At 71.8% G+C, this 26,109-nt stretch carries 23 protein-coding genes and 2 tRNA genes; 3 read left to right on the top strand and 22 right to left on the bottom strand.

From position 1 onward, the window contains the following. Positions 1 to 111: 111 nt before the first annotated feature. Together OG207_RS27215 and OG207_RS27210 are read right to left on the bottom strand one after the other, a co-directional pair. A complete protein-coding gene (locus OG207_RS27215; RefSeq protein ID WP_329101709.1) occupies positions 112 to 372 on the bottom strand; it encodes a DUF397 domain-containing protein in 261 nt (86 codons plus the stop codon). Continuing rightward, entirely contained in the window at positions 332 to 1,180 is an 849-nt protein-coding gene (locus tag OG207_RS27210) for a helix-turn-helix domain-containing protein (protein ID WP_329101707.1), read from the bottom strand. The genes OG207_RS27215 and OG207_RS27210 overlap by 41 nt, the downstream gene beginning before the upstream one ends. 145 nt (positions 1,181 to 1,325) lie before the next feature. On the opposite strand from OG207_RS27210, the gene OG207_RS27205 reads away from it, so the two are divergent. Then, positions 1,326 to 2,525, top strand: coding sequence for an RNA-guided endonuclease InsQ/TnpB family protein (locus OG207_RS27205; RefSeq protein ID WP_329101705.1), 1,200 nt, complete (start codon positions 1,326 to 1,328; stop codon positions 2,523 to 2,525). 106 nt (positions 2,526 to 2,631) lie between these two features. Here OG207_RS27205 and OG207_RS27200 read toward each other — a convergent pair whose 3' ends face one another. Together OG207_RS27200 and OG207_RS27195 are read right to left on the bottom strand one after the other, a co-directional pair. Further along, entirely contained in the window at positions 2,632 to 4,332 is a 1,701-nt protein-coding gene (locus tag OG207_RS27200) for a glycosyl hydrolase family 18 protein (RefSeq protein ID WP_329101703.1), read from the bottom strand. Between the two features lie 255 nt (positions 4,333 to 4,587). Further along, the gene (locus OG207_RS27195) at positions 4,588 to 5,727 is read right to left on the bottom strand and encodes an LLM class flavin-dependent oxidoreductase (protein WP_329101701.1); all 1,140 of its coding nucleotides are present in this window, start codon (positions 5,725 to 5,727) and stop codon (positions 4,588 to 4,590) included. A gap of 252 nt (positions 5,728 to 5,979) precedes the next feature. On the opposite strand from OG207_RS27195, the gene OG207_RS27190 reads away from it, so the two are divergent. Then, positions 5,980 to 6,738, top strand: a complete 759-nt coding sequence (locus OG207_RS27190) for an IclR family transcriptional regulator (protein ID WP_030012142.1) — start codon at positions 5,980 to 5,982, stop codon at positions 6,736 to 6,738. A 101-nt stretch (positions 6,739 to 6,839) separates the two neighbouring features. Here OG207_RS27190 and OG207_RS27185 read toward each other — a convergent pair. The 7 genes from OG207_RS27185 to OG207_RS27155 form a co-directional block, all read right to left on the bottom strand. Further along, positions 6,840 to 6,913, bottom strand: a tRNA-Lys gene (locus tag OG207_RS27185). A gap of 48 nt (positions 6,914 to 6,961) precedes the next feature. Next, entirely contained in the window at positions 6,962 to 7,618 is a 657-nt protein-coding gene (locus OG207_RS27180) for a response regulator transcription factor (RefSeq protein WP_329101698.1), read from the bottom strand. Next, positions 7,600 to 8,886, bottom strand: coding sequence for a sensor histidine kinase (locus OG207_RS27175; RefSeq protein ID WP_329101696.1), 1,287 nt, complete (start codon positions 8,884 to 8,886; stop codon positions 7,600 to 7,602). Before OG207_RS27175 ends, OG207_RS27180 begins: the two co-directional genes overlap by 19 nt. Positions 8,887 to 9,016: 130 nt before the next feature. Next, positions 9,017 to 10,687, bottom strand: a complete 1,671-nt coding sequence (locus OG207_RS27170) for an AMP-binding protein (RefSeq protein WP_329101694.1) — start codon at positions 10,685 to 10,687, stop codon at positions 9,017 to 9,019. 26 nt (positions 10,688 to 10,713) lie between these two features. Next, entirely contained in the window at positions 10,714 to 11,307 is a 594-nt protein-coding gene (locus OG207_RS27165) for a lytic polysaccharide monooxygenase auxiliary activity family 9 protein (protein WP_329107923.1), read from the bottom strand. Positions 11,308 to 11,500: 193 nt separating this feature from the next. After that, positions 11,501 to 13,522: an SPFH domain-containing protein gene (locus tag OG207_RS27160; RefSeq protein WP_329101692.1), complete on the bottom strand. Its 2,022-nt coding sequence runs from the start codon at positions 13,520 to 13,522 to the stop codon at positions 11,501 to 11,503. Continuing rightward, positions 13,519 to 14,898 (bottom strand): peptidoglycan-binding protein, encoded by a 1,380-nt coding sequence (locus tag OG207_RS27155; RefSeq protein WP_329107921.1) that lies wholly within the window; start codon positions 14,896 to 14,898, stop codon positions 13,519 to 13,521. Before OG207_RS27155 ends, OG207_RS27160 begins: the two co-directional genes overlap by 4 nt. 222 nt (positions 14,899 to 15,120) lie before the next feature. Between OG207_RS27155 and OG207_RS27150 the strand changes: the two genes are divergently transcribed. After that, a tRNA-Lys gene (locus OG207_RS27150) sits at positions 15,121 to 15,194 on the top strand. Positions 15,195 to 15,262: 68 nt separating this feature from the next. Here the strand turns inward: OG207_RS27150 and OG207_RS27145 are convergent. The 11 genes from OG207_RS27145 to OG207_RS27095 form a co-directional block, all read right to left on the bottom strand. After that, on the bottom strand, positions 15,263 to 15,967 hold the full coding sequence (locus OG207_RS27145; RefSeq protein ID WP_329101690.1) for a class F sortase: 705 nt from the start codon (positions 15,965 to 15,967) through the stop codon (positions 15,263 to 15,265). 31 nt (positions 15,968 to 15,998) lie between these two features. After that, complete coding sequence (locus OG207_RS27140) at positions 15,999 to 16,595, bottom strand: hypothetical protein (RefSeq protein ID WP_329101687.1); 597 nt, start codon at positions 16,593 to 16,595, stop codon at positions 15,999 to 16,001. Positions 16,596 to 16,734: 139 nt separating this feature from the next. Beyond that, positions 16,735 to 17,514: an HAD-IIA family hydrolase gene (locus tag OG207_RS27135; RefSeq protein WP_329101685.1), complete on the bottom strand. Its 780-nt coding sequence runs from the start codon at positions 17,512 to 17,514 to the stop codon at positions 16,735 to 16,737. Positions 17,515 to 17,626: 112 nt separating this feature from the next. Continuing rightward, entirely contained in the window at positions 17,627 to 19,147 is a 1,521-nt protein-coding gene (locus OG207_RS27130) for an alkaline phosphatase family protein (RefSeq protein ID WP_329101683.1), read from the bottom strand. 171 nt (positions 19,148 to 19,318) lie between these two features. After that, entirely contained in the window at positions 19,319 to 20,395 is a 1,077-nt protein-coding gene (locus OG207_RS27125; protein ID WP_329101681.1) for a 2-aminoethylphosphonate ABC transporter substrate-binding protein, read from the bottom strand. A 62-nt stretch (positions 20,396 to 20,457) separates the two neighbouring features. Then, a complete protein-coding gene (locus tag OG207_RS27120; protein WP_329101678.1) occupies positions 20,458 to 21,255 on the bottom strand; it encodes an ABC transporter permease in 798 nt (265 codons plus the stop codon). Next, positions 21,242 to 22,105 (bottom strand): 2-aminoethylphosphonate ABC transporter permease subunit, encoded by an 864-nt coding sequence (locus OG207_RS27115; protein ID WP_443072873.1) that lies wholly within the window; start codon positions 22,103 to 22,105, stop codon positions 21,242 to 21,244. The genes OG207_RS27120 and OG207_RS27115 overlap by 14 nt, the downstream gene beginning before the upstream one ends. A gap of 67 nt (positions 22,106 to 22,172) precedes the next feature. Further along, positions 22,173 to 23,222, bottom strand: a complete 1,050-nt coding sequence (locus OG207_RS27110) for an ABC transporter ATP-binding protein (RefSeq protein ID WP_329101675.1) — start codon at positions 23,220 to 23,222, stop codon at positions 22,173 to 22,175. Continuing rightward, positions 23,219 to 23,950: a phosphonatase-like hydrolase gene (locus tag OG207_RS27105; protein WP_329101673.1), complete on the bottom strand. Its 732-nt coding sequence runs from the start codon at positions 23,948 to 23,950 to the stop codon at positions 23,219 to 23,221. Before OG207_RS27105 ends, OG207_RS27110 begins: the two co-directional genes overlap by 4 nt. Positions 23,951 to 23,955: 5 nt before the next feature. Next, positions 23,956 to 25,083 carry a TIGR03364 family FAD-dependent oxidoreductase gene (locus OG207_RS27100; protein WP_329101671.1) on the bottom strand — a complete coding sequence of 376 codons (1,128 nt, stop codon included), beginning with the start codon at positions 25,081 to 25,083 and terminating at the stop codon, positions 23,956 to 23,958. 148 nt (positions 25,084 to 25,231) lie between these two features. Continuing rightward, positions 25,232 to 25,996, bottom strand: a complete 765-nt coding sequence (locus OG207_RS27095) for a GntR family transcriptional regulator (RefSeq protein ID WP_329101669.1) — start codon at positions 25,994 to 25,996, stop codon at positions 25,232 to 25,234. Positions 25,997 to 26,109: the final 113 nt, after the last annotated feature.

Genomic DNA, 26,109 nt, shown 5'->3' with positions numbered 1-26,109 from the left:
GGAGGAAGAGCGAGCCCTGGCCGGAGAACTCCACAATGGGGCCACAGGCCCGCCCTTCCAGCGTCGACCACTCCCGACCGCCCCGCATCCCAGGGCTGCCGGGAGATCGCCTCAGAGACTCCGGACGAACGCCGTGAACGCCTCCGGGGTGACGGTGAAGGCGGGGCCGCCGGGGTTCTTGGAGTCCCGGACCGCCACCTTGCAGGGCTGGGCGGCCACCTCGACGCAGTCGCCGCCGGTGTTTCCGCTGTACGAGGCCTTGCGCCAGGCGGCGGAGCCGAGCGGGGCGCACTCGACGCATTCGCCGCCGGTGTTCCCGCTGTAGCTCGACTTACGCCACCGCGCGTTGGTCAGGTTCTGGTTGATGCCCATAACGTTCCTCCATTACGCGGACAATCAGTGCCGCCGAAGCCTCAACGGAGAGAGCAGCGGCCTGCACGTGAGCGTAACGAAGCGAGGCTTCTTTGACCGTGTCAGGGTTGGCCGTCATGTGTCCGGAGATGAGGTCCTCCGAGTAGACCATGTCTGGGTCATCGTCGAACCTCATGGCAGTGAACGAGCCGATCAGGCTGGCGTGTTCACCTGCCGCGAAGGGCAGCACCTGGATCCTTACCCAGCGCTTCTCTCGAAAGCGCAGTAGGTGGGCCAGCTGGTCCCGCATGACGTCCAGGCCGCCGATCGGTCGGTACAACGCAGCCTCGTCGAGCACCACCCACACCATGGGCGGGTGCTCCCGGTCCAGGATTCGCTGACGGTCCAGTCGTGCGGCCAGCATGTCGTCCAACTCCTCCGGCAGTCCGCTGGCCAGCACAGCGCGCGCGTAGTCAGGCGTCTGCAACAGCCCGTACACCAACTGCGCCTGATACGTGGAGATGTACGAGGCCCGAGCCTCCATCTCTGCGAACGGCTGGAACCACGTCGGCAACACGCTCCGCAGGACCAGCCCCACCAGGCGGGAGAAGTGCCCGTCCGTGCCCAGGGCCGCGTCCACCCGTTCCGAGAAGTCCCGCGTCGGGACCCGCTTGCCGTTCTCGATCATGCCGATCAGGGAGCCCGTACAGAAGATGATCGCGCCCAGCTGCGCCTGCTTGAGGCCGGCCTCTTCTCTCAGTCGGCGCAGCTCGTAGCTGTAGTAGTCCAGCGGCGAGGCACTGGGATCGATTTCACGGACCTGAGCCATGGGACGGTCACTCCGATCAGGAAGTACAGCCTATCTCCGAGCGTAACGAGTTGGATACGCAGCGGTGCGCAAAATCCGGTAACCGTCCCTGGTCCTGCGTGGGTATCGCTAGGTTGAATCACAGCACCGAAAGGGGGTGGGCCAGGTGATCCGTGCGTACAAGTTCCTCATGCGGCCCACTGCCGGGCAGCAGGTCGCGCTGGGCGAGATGCTGCGCGATCACTGCTCGCTCTACAACGGCGCGTTGCAGGAACGCCGGGACGCCTGGCGGCATGTGTCGAAGACGAGTGTCCAGTACGGGATGCAGTCCGCGCAGCTCAAGGAGATCCGGGCGTTCGACCCGGAGTGTCAGGGCCGCTGGTCGTTCTCCTCTCAGCAGGCGACACTGCGCCGTCTCGCCAAGGCGTTCGCCGCGTTCTTCCGCCGCGTCAAGTCCGGTGACACGCCTGGCTACCCGCGCTTTCGCGGGATGAACCGGTTCGACACGGTGGAGTTCCCCGAGGACGGCGACGGCTGCCGATGGGACTCCACCCCGCACGACCCGGTCACCCGCGTCCGCTTCCAGGGTGTGGGGCACGTCAAGGTCAACCAGCACCGGCCATTGACCGGCAAGGTCAAGACCATCACCGTCAAGCGCGAGGGAAAACGCTGGTATGTGATCCTGACCGCCGAGCAGGCACAGCCCGAGCCGAAGCCCAAAACGGGCAGCACGGCTGGAATTGACATGGGTTTGACCCACTTCCTCGCCGACTCCAGCGGCGGGTTTGTCGAGAACCCGCGCCACGGGCGGAAGGTTGCCGCGAAGCTCGGAGCCGCACAGCAGGCCCTTGCCCGGTGCGAGCGCCGAAGCAACCGGCGCAAGAAGACCGTCCGCAAGGTTGCCGACCTGCACCGCAAGGTCCGCCGCCAGCGCCTCGACCACGCCCACAAAACCGCCCTGGACCTGGTCCGCCAACACGACTTCATTGCGCACGAAGACCTCAAGATCCGCAACATGGTCAGGGCGCCCAAAGCGAAACCCGACCCTGACCATCCCGGCAGCTTTTTGCCCAACGGGGCCGCCACGAAGGCCGGACTCAACCGCTCAGTCTCGGATGCCGGATGGGGGGTGTTCCTGAAGATCCTGCACGCCAAGGCTGAAAGCGCCGGACGAGAGCTGATCGCTGTGGACCCCCGCAACACCTCCCGGACCTGTCCCCAATGCGGGCACGTCGGAGCAGAGAACCGGCCCACCCAGCAGAGGTTCCACTGCGTCGCCTGCGGCCACCACGCGCACGCAGACACGGTGGGCGCCTTGAACGTTCTACGGGCCGGGCTGGTCCGTCGCGACGCCAACCCGGCCTAGCGAGAAGCCCCCTCCTTCAGGAGGGGGAGGAGTCACGTGACACACCGCCGCCCCACCCCGGTGAGGGGCAGGGCGGAGGTGTCGCTCGGCGCGGGGTGGGGGGAGATCAGCAGGCGCCGAGGTCCTTCCAGACGCCCCACTCACCCGTGGTGCCCGGGGTCTCGTTCTGCGTCCACCACTGGGCCTTGTACTTGCGGCCGTTGTGCGCGACCTCGTTGCCGGCCGTGTAGACCGTGCCCGCGACGTACGCCGGCGTCGAGCCGCAGCCCGTCGGCGGGGTGGTCGGGGGCGTGGTCGGCGGGGTCGTGGGCGGAGTGGTCGGAGGCGTCGTCGGCGGGGTGGTCGGCGGGACGGTGGTGCCGCCGAGGGCGTCCGAGATCTGGTTCAGCAGGGTGGTGTTGTTGTCCAGGCCGAGCAGGGAGTACATCATCGCGCCGGCCAGGCCGCGCTGCTTGCCGTAGTCGACCCGGGCCTGGATGGACTTCTGGTTCAGGCCGGTGAAGAACTCGCCGTCCTTGTAGAAGTACGAGGCCTTGGCCTGGTCGTCCCAGAAGGTGGTCGCCGGGTTGTCGACGAGGCCGCCGAGCTCCTTGTAGTTGGCGATGCCGGCCTGCTGGCTGGTGGGGCGGGCGCCCGAGGCGCCGGTCGCGGACTGGGCGAGGCCGTTGTTCGCCCCGGCGGGGACGCCCTTCCAGCCGCGGTAGTAGAACTCGTAGCCCAGCGTCAGCTTGTTGGCGGGAAAGCCGCCGGTGATGCCGTAGGCCGGGTTGCCGTCGATCCAGGAGTCGATCGCGTTGTCGACGCTGTACTTCTGGGTGCCCGGCGCGATCGGGTCGGTCGGGTCGTTCGCCCCGGAGTAGAGCGGGGACTGGTGGTAGGTCGGGCCGTCGCCGTCCCAGGCTCCGTGCATGTCGTACGTCATGATGTTCGCGTAGTCGAGGTACGAACCGATCTTGTCCGTCTCGATGTACTTGATCTTGTCCTGGCCGGCCGGGAGGGCGGCGGTCAGCAGGAACTTCTTGCCGCCGTTGGCCTGGCCGTAGGCGTCGAGCTGCTCGCGGAACTCCTTGAGCAGGAGCGTGAAGTTCTGCTTGTCCTCGGGGGCGTAGTGGTTGCCGAGGTGGCCGCCGGAGGAGCCCGGGTACTCCCAGTCGATGTCGATGCCGTCGAAGATGCCGGCCGCGACGCCCTGGCCGCCGTAGCCGCCCTCGACCGGGAGGTTGCCCTTGATGTACTGGTCGATGCAGGAGGAGACCAGCTTCTTGCGGGAGGCGTCGGTCTTGGCCGCGTCGCTGAAGTACTTGGAGTAGGTCCAGCCGCCCAGCGAGATGTTGATCTTCAGCTGGGGGTACTTGGCCTTCAGCTGCTTGAACTGGTTGAAGACGCCTACGATCGGCTGGTCCCACTTGTCGGCGACCCCGCTGACGCTGTCCGCGGCGCTGAAGGACTTCTGGTAGTCGGCGTAGGAGTCGCCCGCGCCGTCACCGGCGTTGGGGTTGTTGTCGTCGCCCGCCGCCTTGTTCGCCTCGAAACAGGTGAGGTTGGTGGGGTGGATGTTGCCGAACGAGTAGTTGATGACGTCCAGCTTGCCCGCTATGCCCCGGGTGTCGAGGTGCTTGGGGTAGAAGGCGTTGCCGTACACGCTCCACTGGTCGTAGTAGGCGATGCGGACGCCGCCCGCCGCTGCCGCGGCGCCGGCCGGGGCGCCGGCGGCCTGGGCGGTGCCGAGTCCCGCGAAGGAGGCCAGCGCTCCGGCGGCCAGCGCGGCCGTGGCGGCGGCCGCGATGAGGGGTTTACGGATGTGCATGAGCTGTCTCCGTGGGGGTGGGAGGGGAGTTCAAGCGGTTCGGGTGAGAGAAGTGATAGCGATCACTCCACCCCCACGTCAATGGTTCGGACCAAAGAAGGACTAGACCACTCACGCGCTATTTCCCCAAGTCAGAGACCTGAGCGCACAACAGAAACCGCCCGCCACCCCGGGTGACGAGCGGTTTAAGGCTGCCTTCAGGCAGCTCCGTGCAAGGTTTCGGCAACAAACCAGCCAAACGCCGTTCGCGCGGGGTCAATCGGCGGCGGGTACCTCCACCGGCATCCCGTACACGTCTGCGACGAGCTCGTACGAGCGCAACCGGGCGGCCCCGCTGTGGGCGTTGGTGGTCAGCATCAGCTCGTCCGCACCCGTTCGCTTGGCCAGGTCGTCGAGCCCGGTGCGGACCTCGTCGGGGGTGCCGTGGACGACGTTCGCGAGCCAGCTGTCGACGAACTCCCGCTCCAGCGGGGAGAACGCGTACGCCGCCGCCTCTTCGGGCGTCGGGATCAGGCCGGGCCGTCCGGTGCGCAGGCGCAGCATCGACAGCGCGCCCGTGAGCACCTGGGCGCGGGCCGCCGCGTCGGTGTCGGCGGCGAGCGCGGAGACCCCGATGACGGCGTAGGGCGCGTCGAGGACGGCCGAGGGGCGGAAGCTCTGGCGGTAGAGGTCGAGCGCGGGCAGGGTGCCGGCCGCCGAGAAGTGGTGGGCGTAGGCGAAGGGCAGGCCGAGCTCGCCGGCGAGGCGGGCGCTGAAGCCGGAGGAGCCGAGCAGCCACAGCGGCGGCCGGCCGGCGGGGCCCTGGACCGGGCCGGGTACGGCGTGCACGCGGGCGTACGGGTGCCCGTCGGGGAAGTCGTCGTCGAGGAAGCGGGTGAGCTCCGCGAGCTGCCGCGGGAACTCGTCGGCGGCCTCGTCGAGGCGGCCCGGTCCGCGCAGTGCGAGGGCGGTGCGGCCGTCGGTGCCCGGGGCGCGGCCGAGTCCGAGGTCGATCCGGCCCGGGGCGAGCGCCTCCAGGGTGCCGAACTGCTCGGCGACGGCGAGCGGGGCGTGGTTGGGCAGCATGACCCCGCCGGAACCGAGCCGGATGCGGGAGGTGTGCGCGGCGAGGTGGGCCAGGATCACGGCGGGCGAGGAGCTGGCGACGCCGGGCATGGAGTGGTGTTCGGCGACCCAGTGGCGGTGGTAGCCGCGGGATTCGGCGAGGCGGGCGATCTCGACGCTCGTACGGAGGGAGGCGTGGGCGGTGCTGCCCGCGCCGACGGTGACGAGGTCCAGGACGGAGAGCGGTACGGTCGCCCGGCCGTGCGCGGTGGCGCGGATCCCGCTCGCGTTCCGGTTCTCCGCCGCGCCCGCCCTCACGTGGGCCCGTACGTCGTCCCCTGCGTCACTCATCGTCGCTCCCGTTTCGCTCTCCTGGGCGTGCGGCATCAGTACGACACCGTACGAAGAACTCGAACCATGGGCGGTCGCCGGGCATTCCCGCGGGGGGCCGACTGATGGTCATGCCACTGGCATATGCCAATGGAGTAGGTCCAGGCAGACAGACATAATTGAGCCAGCAATCTCCCCAACCGGCGCTCCACATGGGCCTCTTGATGGCTATCGTGGTAGGGCAAGCGGTAACAACCTGCTAGGGGGGAAACCGTGGCGCTGAAGCCCGAGCCGACCGCGCCGTTCCACTCGGTGCAGTACGCACTACGCGTACTCGAAACGATCGCACGTCACACCGGTGGTGTGACGGACGTGCAGATCGCGCGTGAGACCGGCCTGCCCGCAGCCCATCTCGCTCCTATGCTGCTGATGCTGCGCCGCGAGGGATACGTCCTGCAGGTGTCCGACGGCGCTTACGCCATAGGGGATTCCCTCGTCCTGCTCGGCTCCGGCATCGACCGGCAGCAAGCGCTCACCGACAAGCTCCAGGAGACCCTGGACCGACTGCGCGACTCGGTCGGCGCGGCCGTCTACATCAGCCGGTACGTGGACGGCGAGGTCAGGATCACGCAGTTCGCGGACAGTCCCCGCACGCCGAAGGTGCACGAGTGGGTCGACTTCCGCTCCGCAGCGCACGCCAGTGCGGTCGGCAAGTGTCTGCTGACGCAGCTCGACCTGAACGGGCGGCGCGACCACCTGTCCCGCCACAAGATCGCCCGGCTCACGTCGAAGACGATCGTGAACGAGCGGATCCTGTTCTCCAAGCTGGACGCCCAGCCGGCCACCGTGCCCATGCTGGACCTGCAGGAATACGCCGTGGGTACGGTCTGTGCGGCGGTCCCGATCACGGCCGGCGCCTCGGTGGGCTGTCTGGCCCTGTCGATGCCGGTCGAGCACGCACACCGGCTGCGCGCCGCGGCGGACACCTTGAACCGGAAGGCCGCACCTCTGCTGCTGTCGCTCACGCTCTAGGAACGGCGACTGGGGCGACAGCGGGGCGACACTAGGCCCAGAAGGCTCGGAAAACACTTCGGGCGGTTCCCGGTGAAACCGGAAACCGCCCGAAGGACAGGTGCGCCGCCAGGGACTCGAACCCCGGACCCGCTGATTAAGAGTCAGCTGCTCTAACCAACTGAGCTAGCGGCGCCTGCTGACAGAGAAAATACTACCTGGTCCTCAGGGGTGCTCAAAACCATTAGCCGCGGAGGTAGGCGAGGACCGCCAGGACCCGGCGGTGGGTGTCCTCCGCGGGCGGCAGGTCGAGCTTTCCCAGGATGTTCCCGATGTGCTTGCCGACGGCCGCCTCGGACACCACCAGCTCCCGGGCCACGGCGCCGTTCGACTTCCCCTCCGCCACCAGGCCCAGGACCTCCCGTTCCCGCGGGGTCAGCGCGGCCAGCGGGTCGCGCCGCCGGCGCAGGAGCTGGCGCACGACCTCCGGGTCCACCACCGTGCCGCCGGCGGCCACCGTCACCACCGCGTCGAGGAACTGCTCCACCTGCCCGACCCGGTCCTTCAGCAGGTAGCCGACGCCGCCGCCGTCCCCGGAATCCAGCAGGTCGGCGGCGTACGAGCGCTGCACGTACTGGCTGAGCACCAGCACCGGCAGGGTCGGGCGCGCGGCCCGGAGCTCCACGGCGGCGCGCAGTCCGTCGTCGGCCAGGCCCGGGGGCATCCGTACGTCGGTCACGACGACGTCCGGGTCGTGGACGGCCACGGCGCGACGGAGCTCGTCCGCGTCCCCGACGGCCGCCGCCACCCGGTGGCCGAAACGCGTCAGCAGGCCGACGAGCCCTTCGCGCAGCAGGACCCCGTCCTCGGCGAGGACGATCTTCAAGGGCTCACCGGACAAGGGATCTCCAGGCTCAGAACGGTGGGGCCGCCGGGCGGGCTGGTGATCGTCAGTGTGCCATCGAGGACCGCGATCCGGTCGGCCAATCCGGTGAGCCCGGACCCGGCGGCCGCATCCGCGCCGCCGCGGCCGTCGTCGGTGACGTCTATGAGCAGCGCGGCGCCGGTGTGCCGGGCGGTGACGGCGGCGCGGGCCGCGCCGCTGTGCTTGCCGATGTTGGCGAGGGCCTCGCAGACCCCGAAGTAGGCGGCGGCCTCGACGGACTCCGGGAGGCGCGGCAGGCCGGTGCTCAGATCGGCGTCCACGGGGACGGCGGAACGCTCGGCGACGTCGGCGAGGGCCCCGGTGAGGCCGTAGTCGGTGAGGACCTGCGGATGGATGCCGTGGATCAGCTCGCGCAGTTCTGCGAGGACCTTGCCGGCCTCGTCGTGGGCGGCCCGTAGCCGGTCGGCGAGCGGGCCCGGGGGTGCGTCGAGGCGGGCCAGGCCGAGGGTCATGGCGAGGGCGACGAGCCGCTGCTGGGCGCCGTCGTGGAGGTCGCGCTCGATCCGGCGGCGCTCGGCCTCGAAGGCGTCGACGAGCCGGGCCCGGGAGCGGGTGACCTCGGCGAGCAGGCCCTGGAGCTCGCGCTCGCGGGGCGCGAGCAGGGCGCGGGTGAGGGCGGCGCGGGCCCCGGCGAGGGCGCCGAGCGGAAGGAGGAGGGCGGGGAGCAGCACGGCCCCGGCGGCGGCGATCGCGAAGGCGGGCGGGTAGGAGGTGATCAGCCACAGCTTGACCACCTTGACCTCGCCGTCAGCGGCGAGGGCCAGCTGGAGCGGGGTGGTGACCAGGAACAGCGGCAGGCCGAGCAGGGCCGCGACGGCGGCGAGGTCGACCCACCAGAGGAGGAGGCCGTGCAGGACGGCGTAGGCGAGCTCGCGCCAGGTGGCCTGCTCGCGGTAGCGCAGCCTGGCCCAGGCGAGGAGGCCGGGTTCGGCCGGCGTGCGGTGGGGGGTGCCGGCGGGGCCGCGGTCGACGAGGCCCAGCCGGCGGCGCTCGACGGCGCCGGTCGGTACGCCGACGAGCCCGAGCAGGGCGAGCAGCGGCAGGCCGACGAGGAAGGGGCTGAGCGCGGCGCCGGCCGCGGTGAGGAGGACGAGGACGAGGAGCAGGGGGATCCCGGCGAGGGCGCCCCCGGCGAGGTACCCGGCGGCCCGCCAGGGCCAGGCGGAACGGAGGTACCGGCCGCGGGCCAGGGCGGGCCAGGGGGTACGCGGGTGATCGTCCATGCGGGAACGCTAGCCGCGGACCCGGCGGGGTGAACATGGCCCCAGCGGGCGTCAGCGGGGTATGCCCAGCCCCACCCCGGGGCGCCGCCCGACCCCGCGCCTCACACGCCGGCGGGGCTGGATTTCCCGGTCAGTGGGTCAGTAGGTCGGACCGGCCGTGCGACTCGTACTCCGCCATGAGTGCGGTCAGGGCGGCCGCGTCCAGGCGGCGGTAGCTCCCGGCCGGGGAGCGGTGCCAGACGGGGTCTTCGCATTGGAAGCCCTCGCGGCGGAGGGAGACGCGGTGGATCTTGTTCGTCGCCGTGGTCGGCATGGCCTCGACGATGCGGACGTAGCGCGGGGCCATCTTCGTGCCGAGGTCCGGCTGGCTGGAGAGGAAGGTCTCGAAGGCGGACGGGTCGAAGGCCGCGCCCTCCCGGAGGGCGAGGGCCGCCATGACCTGGTCCCCCGCCACCTCGTCGGGGACGGCGTAGACGGCGACCGCCGCCGCGTCCGTCCAGCGGGCCAGGATGTTCTCGATCACCGCCGCGGCGAGGTTCTCGCTGTCGACGCGGAGCCGGTCGTCGGTGCGGCCCGCGAAGTAGAGGAAGCCCGCTCCGTCGCGGAAGAAGAGGTCGCCCGTCCAGTACCAGCCGTCGCGGGTGCGGTCGGCCTCCGCGTCCGGGTTGCGCCAGTAGCCCTCGAACAGGCTGCGGCCGCGGTTGACCAGTTCGCCGATCGCCGCCGAACCGCCCAGGAGGCGGCCGTCCGGGTCGAGGACCGCGGGCGGGCATTCGACGCCCGTCTCCGGGTCGATCACCGCCAGGTCGTCGCCCGCGCCCGCCCGACCCAGGGCGCCCGGCGGGGTGTCCGGGGTGCGTTGGACGGAGGCGCCGCCCTCGGTGGCTCCGTAGCCCTCCACCAGCCGGACCCCGAACCGTTCGGCGAAGCGGGCCGCGTCCACCGCCCCGGCTTCGGTGCCGAAGCCGAGGCGCAGGGTGTGGGCGCGGTCGTCGGGGCGGGGTTCGGTGGCCAGGAGGTACTGGACCGCCCGCCCGACGTAGGTGAAGTACGTGGCCCCGTACGCCCGTACGTCGTCCAGGAACGCGGAGGCCGAGAAGCGGCGGCGCAGCGCCACCGGGGCCCCGCCGACGAGCGCCGGCAGCCAGTCGGCGATGACGGCGTTGCCGTGGAAGAGCGGCATGCAGATGTAGTGGACGTCGTCCGGGGTGACGGTGAACTGGCGGGCCAGCGCCGCTCCGGCGGCCGCGAGCCGGCCCTGGCTGCAGATGGCGGCCTTGGGGGCGCCGGTGGAGCCGGAGGTGAAGTAGAGGAGGAGGCGGGAGTCGGGGGCGGGGGCGCGCAGCGCGGCTTCGCCGGGCTTGGCGGCGGCATACGGGGCGAGCAGGGCCTCGTACTCCTCCGTGCCGGTGACCAGGACGCGTACGCCGGGCAGGTCGAGGCCGCGCAGCAGCGGCAGGTGGGCGCGCTCGGTGATCAGGATCCGGCAGTCGGTGTGCAGGATGTCGCGGGCGAGCTCGGGGCCGCGCCTGGTGGGGTTGATCCCGGCGACGGCGGCCCCGGCGAGGGCCGCCGCGCCGAGCCAGAACGGGAACTCGGGGGTGTTGTCGAGCAGGACCCCGAGGTGCGGCTCGGCCTCCGCGGGCATGAGGTCGACGAGGAGCGCGGCGCGCGCGGCGGCCTCCTGGGCGGTCCGGTGGTGGGTGAGGACACCGTTCTCGTGCTTCAGCCCGGGCCGGTGGTCGCCCCATTGGCGCGCTATGAGCTCCGCGACGGTTTCGGGTGCAGGCGTCGTCCGCATGCCGCCGGAGGGTAGCTGACGTAGCGTCAGAATTGAACGTCGGAGCAGGCGTAGAAGGCCATCGGGGTGTCGTTGACGGTCCAGACGGCCAGGATCAGGTGCCGGCCCGTCTTGCCGCTCGGCAAGACTCCCTGGTGGACGGTGGTCATGGCGGGGCGGGCGCCGTTGTAGGCGACCGCGAGGAAGGGCTGGGGTTCGAGGTCGGCGCGGGTGAGGGCCTTGGTGCCGGTCCAGCCGTTCTTGGTGACGTAGTACTTGATGTCGGTGGTGGAGTGGTTGGCGGTGAACTGCCACCGGAAAGAGTAGCTCTGCCCGCTGGTCACCTTGGTGGTGGGCCAGGCGCCGCCGCGCGGGTCGTCGAGCTCGGAGAACTGGGAGAGTCCGCCGGAACATATCTTGCCGTCGGCGGGACCGGCGGCCGGGAACCCCTTGAAGCCCTCGACGCTCTGCGGCTCCCACTGGATCGCACCGCAGTTGGTAACGGTGCGGTTGGCGCAGAGCTTCTGGCGGCTGATCGGGGTGTCGGTGTAGCCGTGGCTACTGGCGGCGGGGGCGCCGACGAGGGTGATTCCGGCGACGAGGCCGAGGCCGAGCGCGGCGATGCCGGCCCGTTTGGGCATTCTGGGCATGCGGATGGGACGCATGATGCTCCTTGAACGTGGGGGGAGTTCGATGAGAGCGCGCGCAGGTGGGGGTTAGGTCTAGACCAAGTCCCAGATTATTGACGAGAGTTGGCCATGTCCAGACCAATGGGAAAACGGGTGGTCCGCTACCTTCCGGCCACCCGTTCCCGTACCGCTGGACGTCCGCTCCCTACTCGGAGCGTCCCGTGTAGAAGGCGACCGTGAGGTCCTTCACCAGCGCCTTGCGCTCGTAGTCGTCGAGCTCGACCAGCCCGCGCGAGGTCAGCCGGTGGACGGTGTCGTCGACGGCGTCCACGACCGAGCTCAGTACGGTGTCCCGGTGTTTGGCGTCGATCGCCGCGACCCGGCGGCGGCGCATGGCCTCGGCCACCTCGGCCGCGTACTCGATCCGTGTCGGCTGGGCCGAGAACACCTCGATCCCGACCGCCTCGGTCTCGGCCGCGAGCATCCGGGTCAGCGCGTCACCGACGGCCTCGGCGTCGCGCAGGGTCGGGGCGTCCTCGTGGAAGGCGTCTGCGGGCAGCTGCGACAGCACGCGGGCCATGGCCGATTCGACCTGCTCGGCGAGGTACTCCGTGTGGTCCTCGACGGCGAGGGTGGCGCGTGCGGTGTCCTTGACCTGCCAGACGACCTGGACGACGACCTGGAGGGCGAGGCCGCCGGCGTCCACGGCGGGCATCGGGTCGCTGCGCCAGTGGCGCAGGCGCACGTCGACCCGGCGGCGCAGCAGCAGGGGGCTCACCCAGGTCAGGCCGGTACGCCGGACCGTGCCGCGGTAGCGGCCGAAGAGGGTGAGCACCCAGGCGTGGCCGGCGCGGGCCCGACCGAGTCCGCCGAGCGACACGAGGGCGACGATCCCGAGGAAGGCGAGCGGCGGCCAGTGGGTGGCGCGCAGGCCGTGGTAGGCGCGGGGGGCCGCGCCGAAGGCGGCGACGAAGGCGGCGGGGACGACCCCGGCCCGCCAGAGCACGGCCGCGCAACCGGCGAGGGCCGTCCCGCCGACGATCACGCCGACCCAGCCGGGCAGCACCGGGCCCCTGTGCTCCCGGAGCCGGTCGTCACCGCGGGGGACCCGGCGGCCGGGGGCGGGGCGGGGTGCCTGCGGCGCGGGTGCGGTGGCCTGCGGCGCGGGTACGTGTACGGCTGGCTGCTGCTGCGTGCTCTGGAACGGGAGGTGTACCGGCACCTCGGTGACCGAGGTACCCCGGTGGGCTCCGGAGCGCGGGAGCTCCGGGGCCGCCCCGGCCTCGCCCAGGCCGCGGGCCACCGCCTGGGCGACGATCTCGACCGGTCCGGGTCCGGGGATGCCGGAGTGCGGCGGTGGCGCCGCGTCCACGGGTTCGGGAGCGGCGAGGGACTCGGGCTCGGATTCGGGCTCCGCCCCGGCCTTCGGCCCGGGCTCCGGCTCGAACTCGAACGCGAACTCCGGCCCGGGCTCCGGCTCGAACTCGGCCACTGGTTCGGGCGTGGCCTCGGGCTCGGTTTCGGTTGCGGGCGCGGGCGCAGCCTTGGCTTCGGGCGCGGCTTCGGCCTCGGCCTCGGCCTCGGCCGTGAACTCGGTGTCCATGCCGGCCTCGGCGGTCCGCAGGCGCAGGGTGGCCGGCCCGACGGGGACCTCCGCGTCCTGCGGGTGCGGGATGTCGAGGCCGGCGACGCCCTGGCCCCCCTCGTCGTACGGGTGGGCCCGGGCCGCCGGCACCTCCCACCCGTACGGCAGCTCGGGCGCCGGGCGGGTGGCCCGCGCCGCGGCCCAGCCGAACGAGGTCTCGGCGGCGCCGGCGGGCTCCGACGCGGCGGGGCCGCCCGTCGGGGCGGGCGGCGGGCCCTGCGGGGCGGCGTCGCGCGGCGCCGCGACGGCGACGGCGACGGTCGCGCGCACCGGTTCCGGCACGGGCGTCGGCTCCGCGGCCCACACCGGGCGGGCTGCCACCGGGACGGCGGACTCAAGGCCGCGGGCGGGCACGGGCGTCGGCTCGGGCACGGGCGTCGGGTCCGCGGCCCACACCGGGCGAGCTGCCACCGGGGCGGCGGGCTCGGGGGCGGGCACGGAAACGGGCGCGGGGGCGGGTGCGGGCTCCGGCACGGGGGCGGGATCCGCCGCGCGGACCGCCACCGGGGCGCCAAGCGGCGGCACTCGGAGGGTGCCCGTCGTCGAGGTGGTGCGCGTGGGGAACATCGTTACCTCCGTCATGCGAACAGCCGGCGCCAGGTTTCCGGGCCCGGGTAGCCGTTGGCCGAGGCGCCGGTCCAGCCCTGCGCGCGCTGGAAGGCCTCGACGTTGCGGCGGTCGGCCTCGCTCCAGCGCAGGTCCGGACCGGATGTGTAGTACTTGCCGAAGCCCTTCTTCACCAGCTGGCGGCCGAGGGCCCTGATGGCCTCGTTCGACTGGCCGGGGCGGAACACCAAGGCGCCCGGGTAGGCCCGTACGCCGCCCGGCCCCGGCGCGGCACCCACCGTCGGCGGGATGTTCTTGCCCTGCTTCTCGACCAGCAGCTTCCAGGTGTGCGCCCCCGGAATCCCGTCGGCGTCCGCACCCGTCCAACCCTGGGCGCGCTGGAAGGCGGCGGTGGCGAGCTTGTCGTGGTCGCTCCACACCCGGTCGGCCACCCCCTTGGGGTAGAAGCGGTACGCGCCGCGCTCGATCAGCATCCGGCCGAGCTGGGCCACGTGGTCGTTCGTGGCGCCGGGGCCGAACTTGTCCGCGCCCGGGAAGACCGTCACGTCCCCCGGCTTGGAGCCCGCCGGCGGCGGCTGGGCGCCCGGTGGGGTCGGGGCGGCCGGGACCTCCGGCATGATCCCGGCCGGCACGCCGTTGAAGCGGTACGGGACGTACTTCGTCGCGTTGCTCCAGTACCCGTAGGGCGTGGCCAGCTTCCGCGTGTTGGGGCGCGTCTGCTCGTAGGCGACGTAGTGCGTGTGCGTCGAGTCGACCCAGCCGCCGAAGATGACCACGTGCGAGCCGTTGTTGGGGTCCGCCGGGTTGTGGAAGAGGAGCATGTCCCCCGGCAGCAGCTCATCCTTTTCGATCTTGGTGGCGAACTTGTCGAGGCTGCCGGTCCATTCGTTCGACCCGAGGTTCCAGACCATGGAGACGTAGCCCGAGCAGTCCTGTCGGTACCCGTCCGTCCAGTACTCGGACATGCTGTACGGGACTTCCGCGTCCAGCCAAAGCTTCGCCCGGTTGATGATCGTCGCTCGGTCGATCCGCCGCACCGCGCCGGGCTTGGCCGGGGCGCCGGGCTTCCCCACCGGCCCGCCCTTGGGGCCGTGCAGCGGGGTCCGGGCGCCCTGCGGCGAGCTCGGGTCGTCCAGGACCGCCGGCCCCGGGGTCGGCGTCGGCGTCGGCGTCGGGGTGGCCGCGGCCACCGCGGTCGTACTGCCGCCGCCCAGGACCACTCCCGCGGCGGTGGCCAGTACCAGCGCCCGGCGGGCGCCGCGTGCGGCCGGGTGCCCCCCGTCCCGGAGCGGTACGGCCCGCGCGCGGGCGAGGGCGCGGCGGCGCTGGGCGCAGCCCCGGCACGCACAGTCGCCCGCGGGCTCGTACTCCTCGAAACCGGGCATCGGCATCTGCACATGCGTCGGAGGCTGCATCGTCATGCGGTTCCGTCCACTCCCCTGCTCGTCCACTCGTCACCGGTCGGCCGGAGCCACACCTGATGAGGCATCAGGTGTGGCGCGCGCAGACATATGGTGCACGATAAATCCCTCAAACATGGGTTAATCGGACAAGGCGGGCGTGGCTGGTCACGGACACCCCTGGAGGTGGGGTAGAGTTTTCCCTGTCAGCAAGCGCCGCTAGCTCAGTTGGTTAGAGCAGCTGACTCTTAATCAGCGGGTCCGGGGTTCGAGTCCCTGGCGGCGCACAGACGGGAGAAGCCCCCGCAGCGAAAGCTGCGGGGGCTTCTTCGTTCTCCGCCGGCGGCACGGCCGCTCAGGCCGCGGTTCCCGGTGCGCCCGGGCGGGCGCCCACGCCCGTCAGGTAGGCGGAGACCACCACGTTCGCCGTGTACTCCTTGGCCACCTTGTCGTACGAGCCCCCGCAGGTCAGCAGCCTCAGCTCCGCGCGGCCCCGGACCCGCGGGCCGTAGGCCTTGTGCGCGTCGAAGGCCGCGCGCTCGTAGACCCGTACGTCCTCGATCGTGAACTCGGCGACCGAACCGTCCGTCCGCACCACCCGCACCTTGTCGCCCGGCTGCGCGGAGCTCAGACCGTAGAACACCGCCGGCTTGGACCGGGTGTCCACGTGCCCCACCATCAGCGCCGTCCCGGCCATCCCCGGCTGGGTGCCCCGGCCCCACCAGCCCACCGTGCCCGGCTGGTCGTACGGGGGCGGCTCGATCGCCCCGTCCTTGTCCAGGTCCCGGCTGATCACCGGGGCCTGGATGCCTATGGAGGGCACGTCGACGCGCTGGGGCGGGGCCGCGGCGAGCGGGGCGTGCGCGGCCGGCAGCCCCGGACCGACCGTCCCGCCGGCCTGACCGGCGGGCGGGGGCGGCGCCACGGTGAGCTGGCGGCCCCACAGCCACAGGCCGAGCACCAGTACCGCCCAGGCGGCGAAGGTCAGCAGCCGGCCGCCGGCGGAGGCCTTGTCCTCGTTGCCCGCGTTGCCCGCGTCGTACGCGTCGTACTCGTTCACCGGCGCCCACCGGCGCCCACCGGCACCGGCCTCACTCGCCGCTGCGGCGGCGGCGCAGGGCCAGCGCCCGGCCCGCGACGGCCAGGGTGGCGACCGCGGCGAGGACCGCGCCGATCACCGTGTGCGGCAGCCCCGGCCCGTCGGCGCCGTGGGCCTTCTTGGCCGACTCCGCCGCGAGCTCGGCGGACATGCCGCCGCCGCCCGCGTGCACCGGCCAGACGGGCGAGGCGTGGTGGGACGGACGGTACTCGGAGATCTGGACGGAGCCGCTGACCCTGTCGTGCCCGTCGCACGTCACCCGGACGGAGTGCCAGCCGGGCGAAACGTGCGAGCGGATCATCGCGTCGCCGTAGAGCGGGCTACGGCCGCCGTCGCGGCCGTAGAGGTCGACGTCCGACACGAAGGCGGCGGACTTGGCCGCTCCGCGGGTGCCGTCACAGCCCTGGACGCGCAGCTTGACCTGCGCTCCGGGGTGAGCCGGATTCGGGTCGACCGTGACGCTGCCGCGATCGCCGCGGTCACCGCGGTCCTCCTCGCCCGCGAGGGCGATCGGCGCGGTCACCGCCGAGAATGCCGCCAGGGCGATGGCCATCGCGGTGGTGCGGACAGCGATCGGAACACTGCGCATGGTGAACCTCCTCGACAAGGAGATTCACGCGCGGCGCGCCACCGCGCATCCGGAGCGGCGCCGTACGTGTCGGCCGCACGCCCCAAACGCGGTACGCCCGTTCGGCCGTACGCCGACACCGCGTACCCGCGTACCCGCGTCAGATCAGGTCGACCAGGTCCGCGATCGAGGCGACCGTCTTGGTCGGGCGGAACGGGAACTTCTCGGTGTCCTGTTCGGTCGTCAGGCCGGTGAGGACGAGGAAGGTCTGCATGCCCGCCTCCAGACCGGCCAGCACGTCGGTGTCCATCCGGTCGCCGATCATCGCGCTGGTCTCCGAGTGCGCGCCGATGGCGTTCAGGCCGGTGCGCATCATCAGCGGGTTCGGCTTGCCCGCGAAGTACGGCTTCTTGCCGGTCGCCTTGGTGATCAGCGCGGCGACGGCGCCGGTGGCCGGGAGCGGGCCCTCGGTGGAGGGGCCGGTCTCGTCGGGGTTGGTGCAGATGAAGCGCGCGCCCGCGTTGATCAGGCGGACCGCCTTCGTCATCGCCTCGAAGCTGTACGTCCGGGTCTCGCCGAGGACCACGTAGTCGGGCTCGTGGTCGGTCAGGATGTAGCCGATGTCGTGGAGGGCGGTGGTCAGGCCCGCCTCGCCGATGACGTACGCCGTACCGCCCGGACGCTGGTCGTCGAGGAACTTCGCGGTGGCCAGCGCCGAGGTCCAGATGTTCTCGACGGGAACCTGCAGCCCCATGCGGCTCAGGCGGGCCTGGAGGTCGCGGGGGGTGTAGATCGAGTTGTTGGTCAGCACCAGGAAGGGCTTGCCGGACTCGCGCAGCCGCTTGATGAAGGCATCGGCGCCGGGGATCGGGGTGCCCTCGTGGATGAGGACCCCGTCCATGTCGGTGAGCCAGGATTCGATCGGCTTGCGCTCTGCCACTGGACTGTTCTCCGCTCTCGGTGACCTGCGACCTCTGGTCTCTACCACCCTATCGGGGCCGGGCCGCGGACGTTCCTGCTGTCCACGGCCCGGACCGGGGACCGGGGAGCGGTCAGCCCAGGCGGACGTTGTCGACGGTCCAGAACCAGTTGTTGTTGCCGCTGTAGCGGAAGCGGACCTGCACGTCGGTGGCGCCGGCCGGGACCTGGAGGGCGAGGGACTCGGACCCGGCGACCGCGTCGGCGGCGTAGGTCTTCACCACGGTCGGGGCGCCGCCGTTGTAGGAGACCAGGACCTGGGCGGTCTGGCCGGCCTCGTGGCGGTAGTGCGTCTGGAAGGTCAGATTCCGCTTGCTGCCGCCGCTGACCGCCCACTTGGGGGTGGAGAGGGTGGAGTCGAAGGTGCCGGTGTGACTCTTGTCGTCCCACTCGTCGGAGTCGGCGACGGCGAAGACGTCTCGGGAGCGGACGTTCAGCTCGCGCCACTGGTCGCGCTGCGACTGGCTCCAGAACTCGTCGGTCGCGAAGGCCCAGCCGGCCCACTCGGTGACGCCGCCCGTGCCCATCTTGGAGTTGTCGACGGACCAGCCGGCGGGCGGGGTGTGCGTGAAGCCCTTCACCCCGGCCGGGATGCCCGTCTCGTCCACCCTGGCCCGGAGGTTCGGGCGCAGGGTGTCGAAGGGGTCGTCGTCCGGGGCGTTCAGCGGGACGCCGTCGAGGCCGGAGCCGCTGACGCCGACCTGGGCGAGCGCGGTGGCGGCGACGTCGGCCAGTCGCACGTCGGCGCGTACGGAGCCGGCCGGGATACCGGCGCCCTTGGCGATGACGAAGGTGCCGCGCTCCTGGATGGTCGACCCGCCGTGACCGCCGGAGTCGGTGTGGCCGTGGTCGGTGGTGACCAGGATCTTCCAGTTCTCCTGGGCGTAGGTCGGGCGGTTCTTGACGGCGGTGAGGAGCTGGCCGACCAGGGTGTCGACGCGGGCGATGGTGTCGAGGTACTGCTGGCTGGCCGCGCCGTAGGAGTGGCCGGCCGCGTCGATCTCGCCGAGGTAGACGAAGGCGGCGTCCGGGTTCTGGCCCTGCAGTTCGGCGGCCGCGGCCGCGGCGATCTTCGGGTCCTCGGTGCGGTAGCCGTCGCGGTCGCCCTTGAGGGAAAGGCGCTTGTCGACCTTCGAGGAGAAGATCGGGCCGTTCTGGTCGGTGGAGGTGATGGGCTCCCAGTCGGCGGCCGCGTATGTGTTGAGGGCCGGCTTGGCGTTCTCGATGCGGGTCAGGAAGTCCGGGTGGGCGGCGTAGTTCTTGCCGGTGAAGGAGTTGTCCTTCACGCCGTGCTTGTCGGGCCACACCCCGGTGGCGATGGTGGACCAGCCGGGTCCCGAAGAGGTGGCGGCCATCGGGCTCGCGTAGAGGGTGCTGCGGGCCGTCAGCCCTTGCGCCATCAGGCCGTTCAGGTGGGGTGCGTTGGCGACCTTGACGCGGTCCAGGACCGCGCCGTCGATGCCGATGACGAGCACCTTGTCGGTGTTGGCCGCCGCGGCGGCGCCGGCGGGGGTGGCCAGGGCGGCGGCAGCGATCAGGGCGGAGGTGACGGCGGTCGCGGCAACGGCACGACGTCCGGGCAGGGCAGGGGACACGTACTCCTCCTGGGAGCAAGTGAGCGGCGAAAGGAGCGGGGGAGTTTCGACGTGCACCGGGTCCGGACCGAAGGTGCGGTCCTCGGTCCAGACCTATCCCCCAGACTTCGTCCGGGGGGACCCCCAGGCAAAGGTCACTCTGACGGTCGGGGGTGGCCAGGGAGTAACCGGTCAGCTTCCGGTTGCCGACTTCCACGCGTCGACGTAGCCGGTGAGGTTCTCGTCGATGTCGGACCAGTTCGGCTCGAAGATCTCCACGCCCGTCATGAGCTTGGTGAGTTCGATGGCGTTGGCGTCGGTCGGCTTGACGTCGGTGCGCGCCGGGAAGCCGCCGCCAACCCCGCTGACCAGCTGCTGGGCCTCCTCGCTGAGCAGGAAATCGAGGAGCTTCTTGCCGTTCTCGGTGTGCGGGGCCCCGTTGACGAGGCCGGCCGCGTACGGCAGGGCGAAGCTGGTGGGCTTGCCGCCCTCCTTCGCCGGGAACCAGATGCCCAGGTTCGGCATGGACTTGGACTGCGCGAAGTTCATCTGGACGTCACCGTTGGCCACGAGCAGCTCGCCCTTGTCGGTCTTGGGCGCCAGCTTGCTGGTGGAGGAGGACGGGCCGACGTTGTTGGCCTGGAGCTTCTTCAGGTAGTCCATCGCCGCGTCCTTACCGCCGAAGTCGTGCATCGACTTGATGAGCACGGCGGTGCCATCGCCCGCGACGCCCGGGGTGGAATACTGCAACTTGCCCTTGTACCGGGCTTCCAGCAGCTCCTCCCAGGTCTTGGGGGCCTCGGCGAGTTCCTTCTTGTTGTAGACGAAGCCGAAGTAGTTGTTGACGACCGAGGTCCACTTGCCGTCGGCGGCCTTGTCCGCGCCGTTGACCTTCTCGGAACCCTGCGGCTTGTAGGACTGCAGCAGGCCCTTGCCGTCGGCCTGCTGGATGAAGGGCGGCAGGGTGATCAGTACGTCGGCTTGGGTGTTGGTCTTCTCGCGGACGGCGCGCTGCACCATCTCGCCGGACCCGCCCTCGACGTACTTGACCTCGATGCCGGTCTTCTTGGTGAAGTCGGCGAAGACCTTGTCGTACCAGCCGTCGCCCTTCTCGCTCTTGAGGCCGTCGGCGCTGTAGACGGTGACGACCTTCTCGCCGCCCTCGGAGTCGGCGGCGGAGGAGCCGGCTCCGCAGGCGGTGAGGGAGGAGGCGAGGGCGAGGCTGCCGGTGACGACGGTGGCGGTGCGCAGGAGTCTCTTGCCTGTCATGGAACTTCCTTACGGAGAAGGGGAGTCGGGTACGGGGAAGGGGAATCGCAGGGGAGGGCGGTTCAGCGGTAGGAGGCCCTGGTGCGGACGCGGGACACGAGCAGGAGGACCAGCAGGGTGGTGGCCATCAGGACCACGGCGACGGCGGAGCCGCCGTAGAGCGAACCGCGGTCGGTGGCGGTGAAGATGCGGACCGGGAGGGGCGTCCAGTCCGGCGGGTAGAGCATCATCGTGGCGCTCAGCTCGCCCATGGACAGGGCGAAGCAGAGGCCGGCCGCCGCGGTGAGGGACGGCAGCAGGAGGGGGAGTTTGACCCGCCACAGGACGTACGCGGGACGGGCGCCCAGGGAGGCGGCGGCCTGCTCGTACGCCGGGTCGAGCCGTACGATCGCCGCCGAAACCGACTGGTGGGCGAATGCCGTGACGAGGATCGTGTGCGCCAGGACGACGATCGTGCTGGTGCCGTTGAGCAGGACCGGGGGCCGGCTGAAGGCGACGAGCACGGCGAGGCCGACGACCACCGACGGCACGGCGACGGGCAGCACGAACAGCGCGTCCAGGAAACGTTTCCCGCGCTTGTTCAGCGTGGCCGCGGCGAGCGCGGCCCAGGTGCCGACGGTGAGCGCGAGGAGGCTGGCGGCGAGGGCGGTGACCAGGCTGGTGGTCAGGGCCCGGAGGGACTCGCCGCGCACGGCGGCCGCGTAGTTCTCGGTGGTCGGTCCGGACGGGAGGGCCCCGGACCAGTGGGTGGCGAAGGAGGCCCCGACCACGACGAGCAGGGGCAGCGCGAACAGCGGCAGGAAGAGGAGGCCGAAGAGGCCCCAGGCGGCCCATCGGCCGCTCTTGCTATGCACCAGCACGCTTGCCCACCTTCCGGTAGAGGCCGAACAGGCCGACGGATATCGCGATGTTGACGACGGCGACCACGCAGGCGGCCGCGTAGTCGGATTCGAGGATGGCCTTGCCGTAGATGAGCATCGGGAGGGTCGTGACGTCCTTGGCGCCGGTGAACAGGACGATGCCGAACTCGTTCAGGCACATGACCAGGACGAGGCTGCCGCCCGCGGCGAGGGCCGGGAGGGCCTCGGGCAGGATCACCTGCCGGACGATCCGGGCGGGCCGGGCGCCGAGGCCGGCGGCGACCTCCAGCTGGGCGGTGTCCAGCTGGGAGAAGGCGGCGAGCAGCGGGCGCATCACGAAGGGCGTGAAGTACGTGATCTCCGCGAGCAGGACGCCCCAGGGCGTGGTGAGGAAGCGGAAGGGACCCTCGGCGGCGCCGGTGAGATCGGTGACGAGGCCGTTGGCCATGCCGACCGTGCCGTAGACGAAGAGGAGGGCGAGGGTGATGAGGAAGGAGGGGAAGGAGAGGAAGACATCGATGAACTTGGCGACGCCACGGGCCCCGGGGAAGGGCACGAAGGCGATGATCAGCGCGAGCACGAAGCCGAGTACGAGGCAGCCGGCGGTCGCGCCGACGGCCAGCCAGACGGTCGTCCCGAGGGCCTCGCGGAAGCCCTGCGAGGCGAAGACGGAGGCGTACGCGTCGAAGGCGCCGCCGCCGTTCTCGGGGCTGAGGGACTGCTGGACGACCAGCGCGAGCGGGTACAGGAAAACCAGCGCGAGCACGACCACGGGCGGCAGGGCCCACACGCCGCGCGGCACCCTCACCCCTGCCGGCGCACCATCCAGCCCAGCCGTCGCACCATCCAGCCCCGCCGGCGATTGAGGCGCGGGGTCCGGGGCGGAGCCCCGTGGGGGTTCGGCTCGCCGCGAGGCGTCACGCACGGGACACCCCCGCCCCCAACAGCACCGCGTCCCGCGGCTCGAAGTGCAGCGTGACCCGGTCCCCCAGCGCGGGCGTCTCCCGCAGCTCGGGGAGGTCCGCCTTCACGCGGTGCCCGCCGACGTCCACGTACAGCCGGTGCGTCGAGCCGCGCCACTGCACCTCGGTGATCGTCCCGCTCAGCGCGTTGGGGCCGGTGCCGAGGCCGAGCAGGTGCGGCCGTACGCACAGGGTGGCCGTCGAGCCCGGCGCCGCGCGGCCGCGGTCCAGGGCCAGGGGGTACCCGGCGAACAGTGCGCCCCCCTCGGCCACGGTGACCGGCAACAGGTTCGCGTTGCCGACGAACGAGGCGGTGAACGCGGTGCGCGGGGCCCGGTACAGCTCCTGGGGGGTCCCGCAGTCCTGCAGCCGGGCCCGGTCCATGACGGCGATCCGGTCGGCCAGGGTGAGTGCCTCCACCTGGTCGTGGGTGACGTACAGAATCGATACGTCGGGCAGTTCGCGGTGCAGCCGGGCCAGCTCGGTGAGCATCCCGGAGCGCAGCTGCGCGTCGAGGGCGGACAGCGGCTCGTCGAGCAGGAGCACCCCGGGGCGGATGGCGAGGGCGCGGGCGATGGCCACGCGCTGTTGCTGGCCGCCGGAGAGCTCGCGGGGGTAGCGCCGCGCGTAGGCGGCCATGCCGGTGAGTTCGAGGGCTTCGGCGACCCGGCCGGGGATCTCGGCCCTGGGGGCCTTCTGGGCCCTGAGGCCGAAGGCGACGTTGTCCTCGACCCGCATGTGCGGGAAGAGCGCGTACTGCTGGACGACCATGCCGATGCCGCGCTGGTGCGGCGGGAGCGCGGTGACGTCCCGGCCGCCGATCAACACCCGCCCCGCAACGGGTCGTACGAATCCGGCGACGGCGCGCAGGGCCGTGGTCTTGCCGGAGCCGGAGGGGCCGAGCAGGGCCATCACCTCGCCCGGTTCGACGGTCAGGTCGAGGCAGTCCAGGACGGTGTTGCCGCCGTAGGCGACGCTGACCCCGTCGAAACGGATGCCGCTCACGGCGACTCCAGTAGCAGCGAGGGAAGTTCGGCGACGGAGGCCAGGACGTGGGTCGCGCCGTGTTCCGTCAGCGCCGCGCGGTCGTGGGCTCCGGTGAGGACGCCCGCCACGGTCCCGGCGCCGGCGCGTCGGCCGCTGAGCACGTCGTAGGCGGTGTCGCCCGCGACCACGACGTCGCGCACGTCGGCCACGGCTCCGGTGCGCAGGAACGCGGTCAGCACCATGTCCGGGTACGGGCGGCCGCGGCCGCCCGCGTCGGCGGGGCAGAGGGTGAAGTCGGCGAGGTCCTGCCAGCCGAGGGCGTCGAGGATGGCGTCCTGGGTGACCCGGGCGAAGCCGGTGGTCAGGACGACGGTGCGGCCGTCGGCGCGGAGCTGCTCGATCGCGGCGCGGGCGCCGGGGAGCGGGGTGACGAGACCGCCGTCGACGAGGGCGCCGTAGGCCTCCTCGAAGGCGGAGTTGGCGCGGCGGGCGAGTTCCTCCGTGCCGAAGAGGTGGCGGAAGACCGAGATCTTGGACTCGCCCATGGTGTCGAGGACGTACTGGAGCTTCTCGGCGTGGTCGGGGGTCCCGGGCCGGACGCCGAGCCGCTCGGCGGCCTGCTCGAAGGCTCGCTCGACGAGTCCTCCGTCGGCGACGGTGGTGCCGGCCATGTCGAGGACGACCAGCTTGCGGCGGGTGCCGTCGGTTCCGTGCGTGGTGCTGCTGTCGCGGTTGCTGTCGCTCATCTGACTTACCAGCCCAGTTCGTTCGCGGTGGTCTCGGCTATGGCGGGCGAGCAGGTCATGCCGCGCCCGCCGGGTCCGGTCACCAGCCAGACGCCGTCGGCCACCTGCTGGCGGTGGACGACGCGGGTGGTGTCCGTGCACTGCGCGTACACGCCCGCCCAGCGGTGGCGGATCCTCGGCAGCGGGCGGCCGAGGAAGGATCCGGCCACGGCGGCGACGTGCTCGTAGGGGTCTTCGAGGGTGTCGAAGGCGAAGGGGTGCTCGTACTCGTGGGTGTCGCCGATGGTCAGTCCGCCGTCCCAGCGCTGGACCATCAGCAGCTGCATCTTGTGTTCGGCGGCGATCGGCGCCTGCTCCTGCTCGGCGTTGAGCGCGTCGAGGGCGGGGGACTCGTAGGCGGGGTAGTAGCGGAAGCTGTCGGCGTCCGCCACCGAGGTGGGCAACGACTCGCCGAGCGGGTCGGTCTGCATCATTTGGAGGCGGACGCGGCGCACGGGCAGGTCGGGGACCAGTTCGCGGACCAGGCCGGACAGCCAGGCCCCGGTGGCCAGGACCACCGCGTCGGCGCGGTGGACGTCGCCGTGGTCGTCGCGGACGGCTGCGGGGCCGACCACTTCGCGGACCTCGCGACCGGCGAGGAAGGCGTAGCGGCCGGCGGCGCGGGTGCGCAGGGCCTCCCGGAGGTGGAGTTGCGCGGTGCGCGGCTCGACGGCCGCGTCCCGCTCGCACCACAGGGCCGCCTCGAACGCGCCGCGCAGGGCCGGGTTGACCTCCCGCGCCTCGGCCGCGGTGAGCAGCTTGTAGCCGCGGGCGGCGGCGTCCGGGCGGGCCAGGGCCGCCTCGGCGACCGCGAGTTCGCGGGGGGTGCGGACGGGGGTGAGGGAACCGTTGGCGCGGAAGCCCAGGCCGGGCACCTCCGCGCCGATGCGCTCCCAGAGCTCGCGGGCCCGCAGGGCGGTGTCCAGCTCCTCTCCCCCGGCCCGTCCGCTGACCCAGATCTGGCCGAAATTGCGCAGGGACGCGCCGCGGGCCTCCGTCTCTCGCTCGATCTGGACGACCTCGTGGCCGCGTTCGACTGCTTGCCAGGCGTGCATGGTGCCGACCACGCCGCCTCCGACGACTATGACTCTCACGCCGCCAACGGTGGGTCGGGTCCGTGACCCGGGAGGATCGGTCCGGCAACCGCCCGGTGAACAACCCTCGACGCTTGGACTAGACCCGTTATCTTCTCGTGACATCAATGCGTCCCTTTCTGCCCGGTACGCACCGATGGATCCTGGGCTATTCGGCGCGCAGTCGGGTCGTGAAGCTGAACCGGTCACCACGGTAGAGCGAACGCACCCGCTCCAGCGGCCGGCCGTCCTGGTCCCGCGAGAAGCGGTGGATGAGCAGCATGGGCAGGGCGGGCGGGGTGCCGATCAGCAGGGCTTCGCGCGGGGTCGCCAGGACCGTCTCCAGCTTCTCGTCGGCCTCGCCGAAGGAGATGCCGAGGCTGTCGCGGAGGTACCCGTAGAAGGAGGAGTCGGGCTGGAAGTCGCTGTCCAGGCGGGGGGCCCGGGCCACCCTGATGTACGTGCTCTCCAGGCCGACGCGCTCGTCGTCGGCGAGCAGGACGCGCTCCAGGTGCCAGACGGGCTCCCCGGGCTCGGCCCCGATGCCGGGAGCGACGTTGGGCGGGCAGGGAAACTGCTCCAGGCCGATGAGGTGACGGCCCGGACGGCGGCCCTGGCGGCGCACGCCCTCGGTGTAGCTGGCGAGGGACAGCGGCTGTTCCAACTTGGGTCCGGCGGCGACGGTCCCGCGGCCGGAACGGCGCAGCCGGCCCTCCAGCAGCAGCTCGCGCAGGGCCTGGCGGACGGTCTCGCGGGACACCTCGTACCGCTCGGCGAGATCGCGCTCGGTGGGCAGTGCGCCGCCCTCGCCGAGCTCGTCGAGGAGCTCGGCGATCCGGGCCTTGACGGCGTAGTACTTGGGGATGCGACCGTGCTCGGGAATGCCGGAACGCACGGGTGAGCCGGGGCGGTGCCGCTGGGTCTGTTCTTCCACGGTGGGACTCTATGCGGGGCGGCCGGCGCCGCGAGGTGACGGGGCACGGGCGAAGCGCGGGCGGCTCACGGACGGTCCCGGACGGCTCGCGGACGGCTCACGGACGCTCGACG

Source organism: Streptomyces sp. NBC_01439 (assembly GCF_036227605.1).
GTDB lineage: Bacteria > Actinomycetota > Actinomycetes > Streptomycetales > Streptomycetaceae > Streptomyces.
The sequence above is the reverse complement of the archived record's forward strand: the minus strand, read 5'-3'. Positions and strand labels throughout refer to the sequence as shown.

Excerpts from the sequence above, each read along its gene's own strand:
- OG207_RS27210 (WP_329101707.1), bottom strand. The coding sequence starts at position 1,180 with ATGGCTCAGGTCCGTGAAATCGATCCCAGTGCCTCGCCGCTGGACTAC.
- OG207_RS27160 (WP_329101692.1), bottom strand. The coding sequence starts at position 13,522 with ATGACGGAGGTAACGATGTTCCCCACGCGCACCACCTCGACGACGGGC.
- OG207_RS27200 (WP_329101703.1), bottom strand. The coding sequence starts at position 4,332 with ATGCACATCCGTAAACCCCTCATCGCGGCCGCCGCCACGGCCGCGCTG.
- OG207_RS27140 (WP_329101687.1), bottom strand. The coding sequence starts at position 16,595 with ATGCGCAGTGTTCCGATCGCTGTCCGCACCACCGCGATGGCCATCGCC.
- OG207_RS27215 (WP_329101709.1), bottom strand. The coding sequence starts at position 372 with ATGGGCATCAACCAGAACCTGACCAACGCGCGGTGGCGTAAGTCGAGC.
- OG207_RS27165 (WP_329107923.1), bottom strand. The coding sequence starts at position 11,307 with ATGCCCAAACGGGCCGGCATCGCCGCGCTCGGCCTCGGCCTCGTCGCC.
- OG207_RS27105 (WP_329101673.1), bottom strand. The coding sequence starts at position 23,950 with ATGAGCGACAGCAACCGCGACAGCAGCACCACGCACGGAACCGACGGC.
- OG207_RS27175 (WP_329101696.1), bottom strand. The coding sequence starts at position 8,886 with ATGGACGATCACCCGCGTACCCCCTGGCCCGCCCTGGCCCGCGGCCGG.
- OG207_RS27195 (WP_329101701.1), bottom strand. The coding sequence starts at position 5,727 with ATGAGTGACGCAGGGGACGACGTACGGGCCCACGTGAGGGCGGGCGCG.
- OG207_RS27125 (WP_329101681.1), bottom strand. The coding sequence starts at position 20,395 with ATGACAGGCAAGAGACTCCTGCGCACCGCCACCGTCGTCACCGGCAGC.
- OG207_RS27170 (WP_329101694.1), bottom strand. The coding sequence starts at position 10,687 with ATGCGGACGACGCCTGCACCCGAAACCGTCGCGGAGCTCATAGCGCGC.
- OG207_RS27155 (WP_329107921.1), bottom strand. The coding sequence starts at position 14,898 with ATGCCGATGCCCGGTTTCGAGGAGTACGAGCCCGCGGGCGACTGTGCG.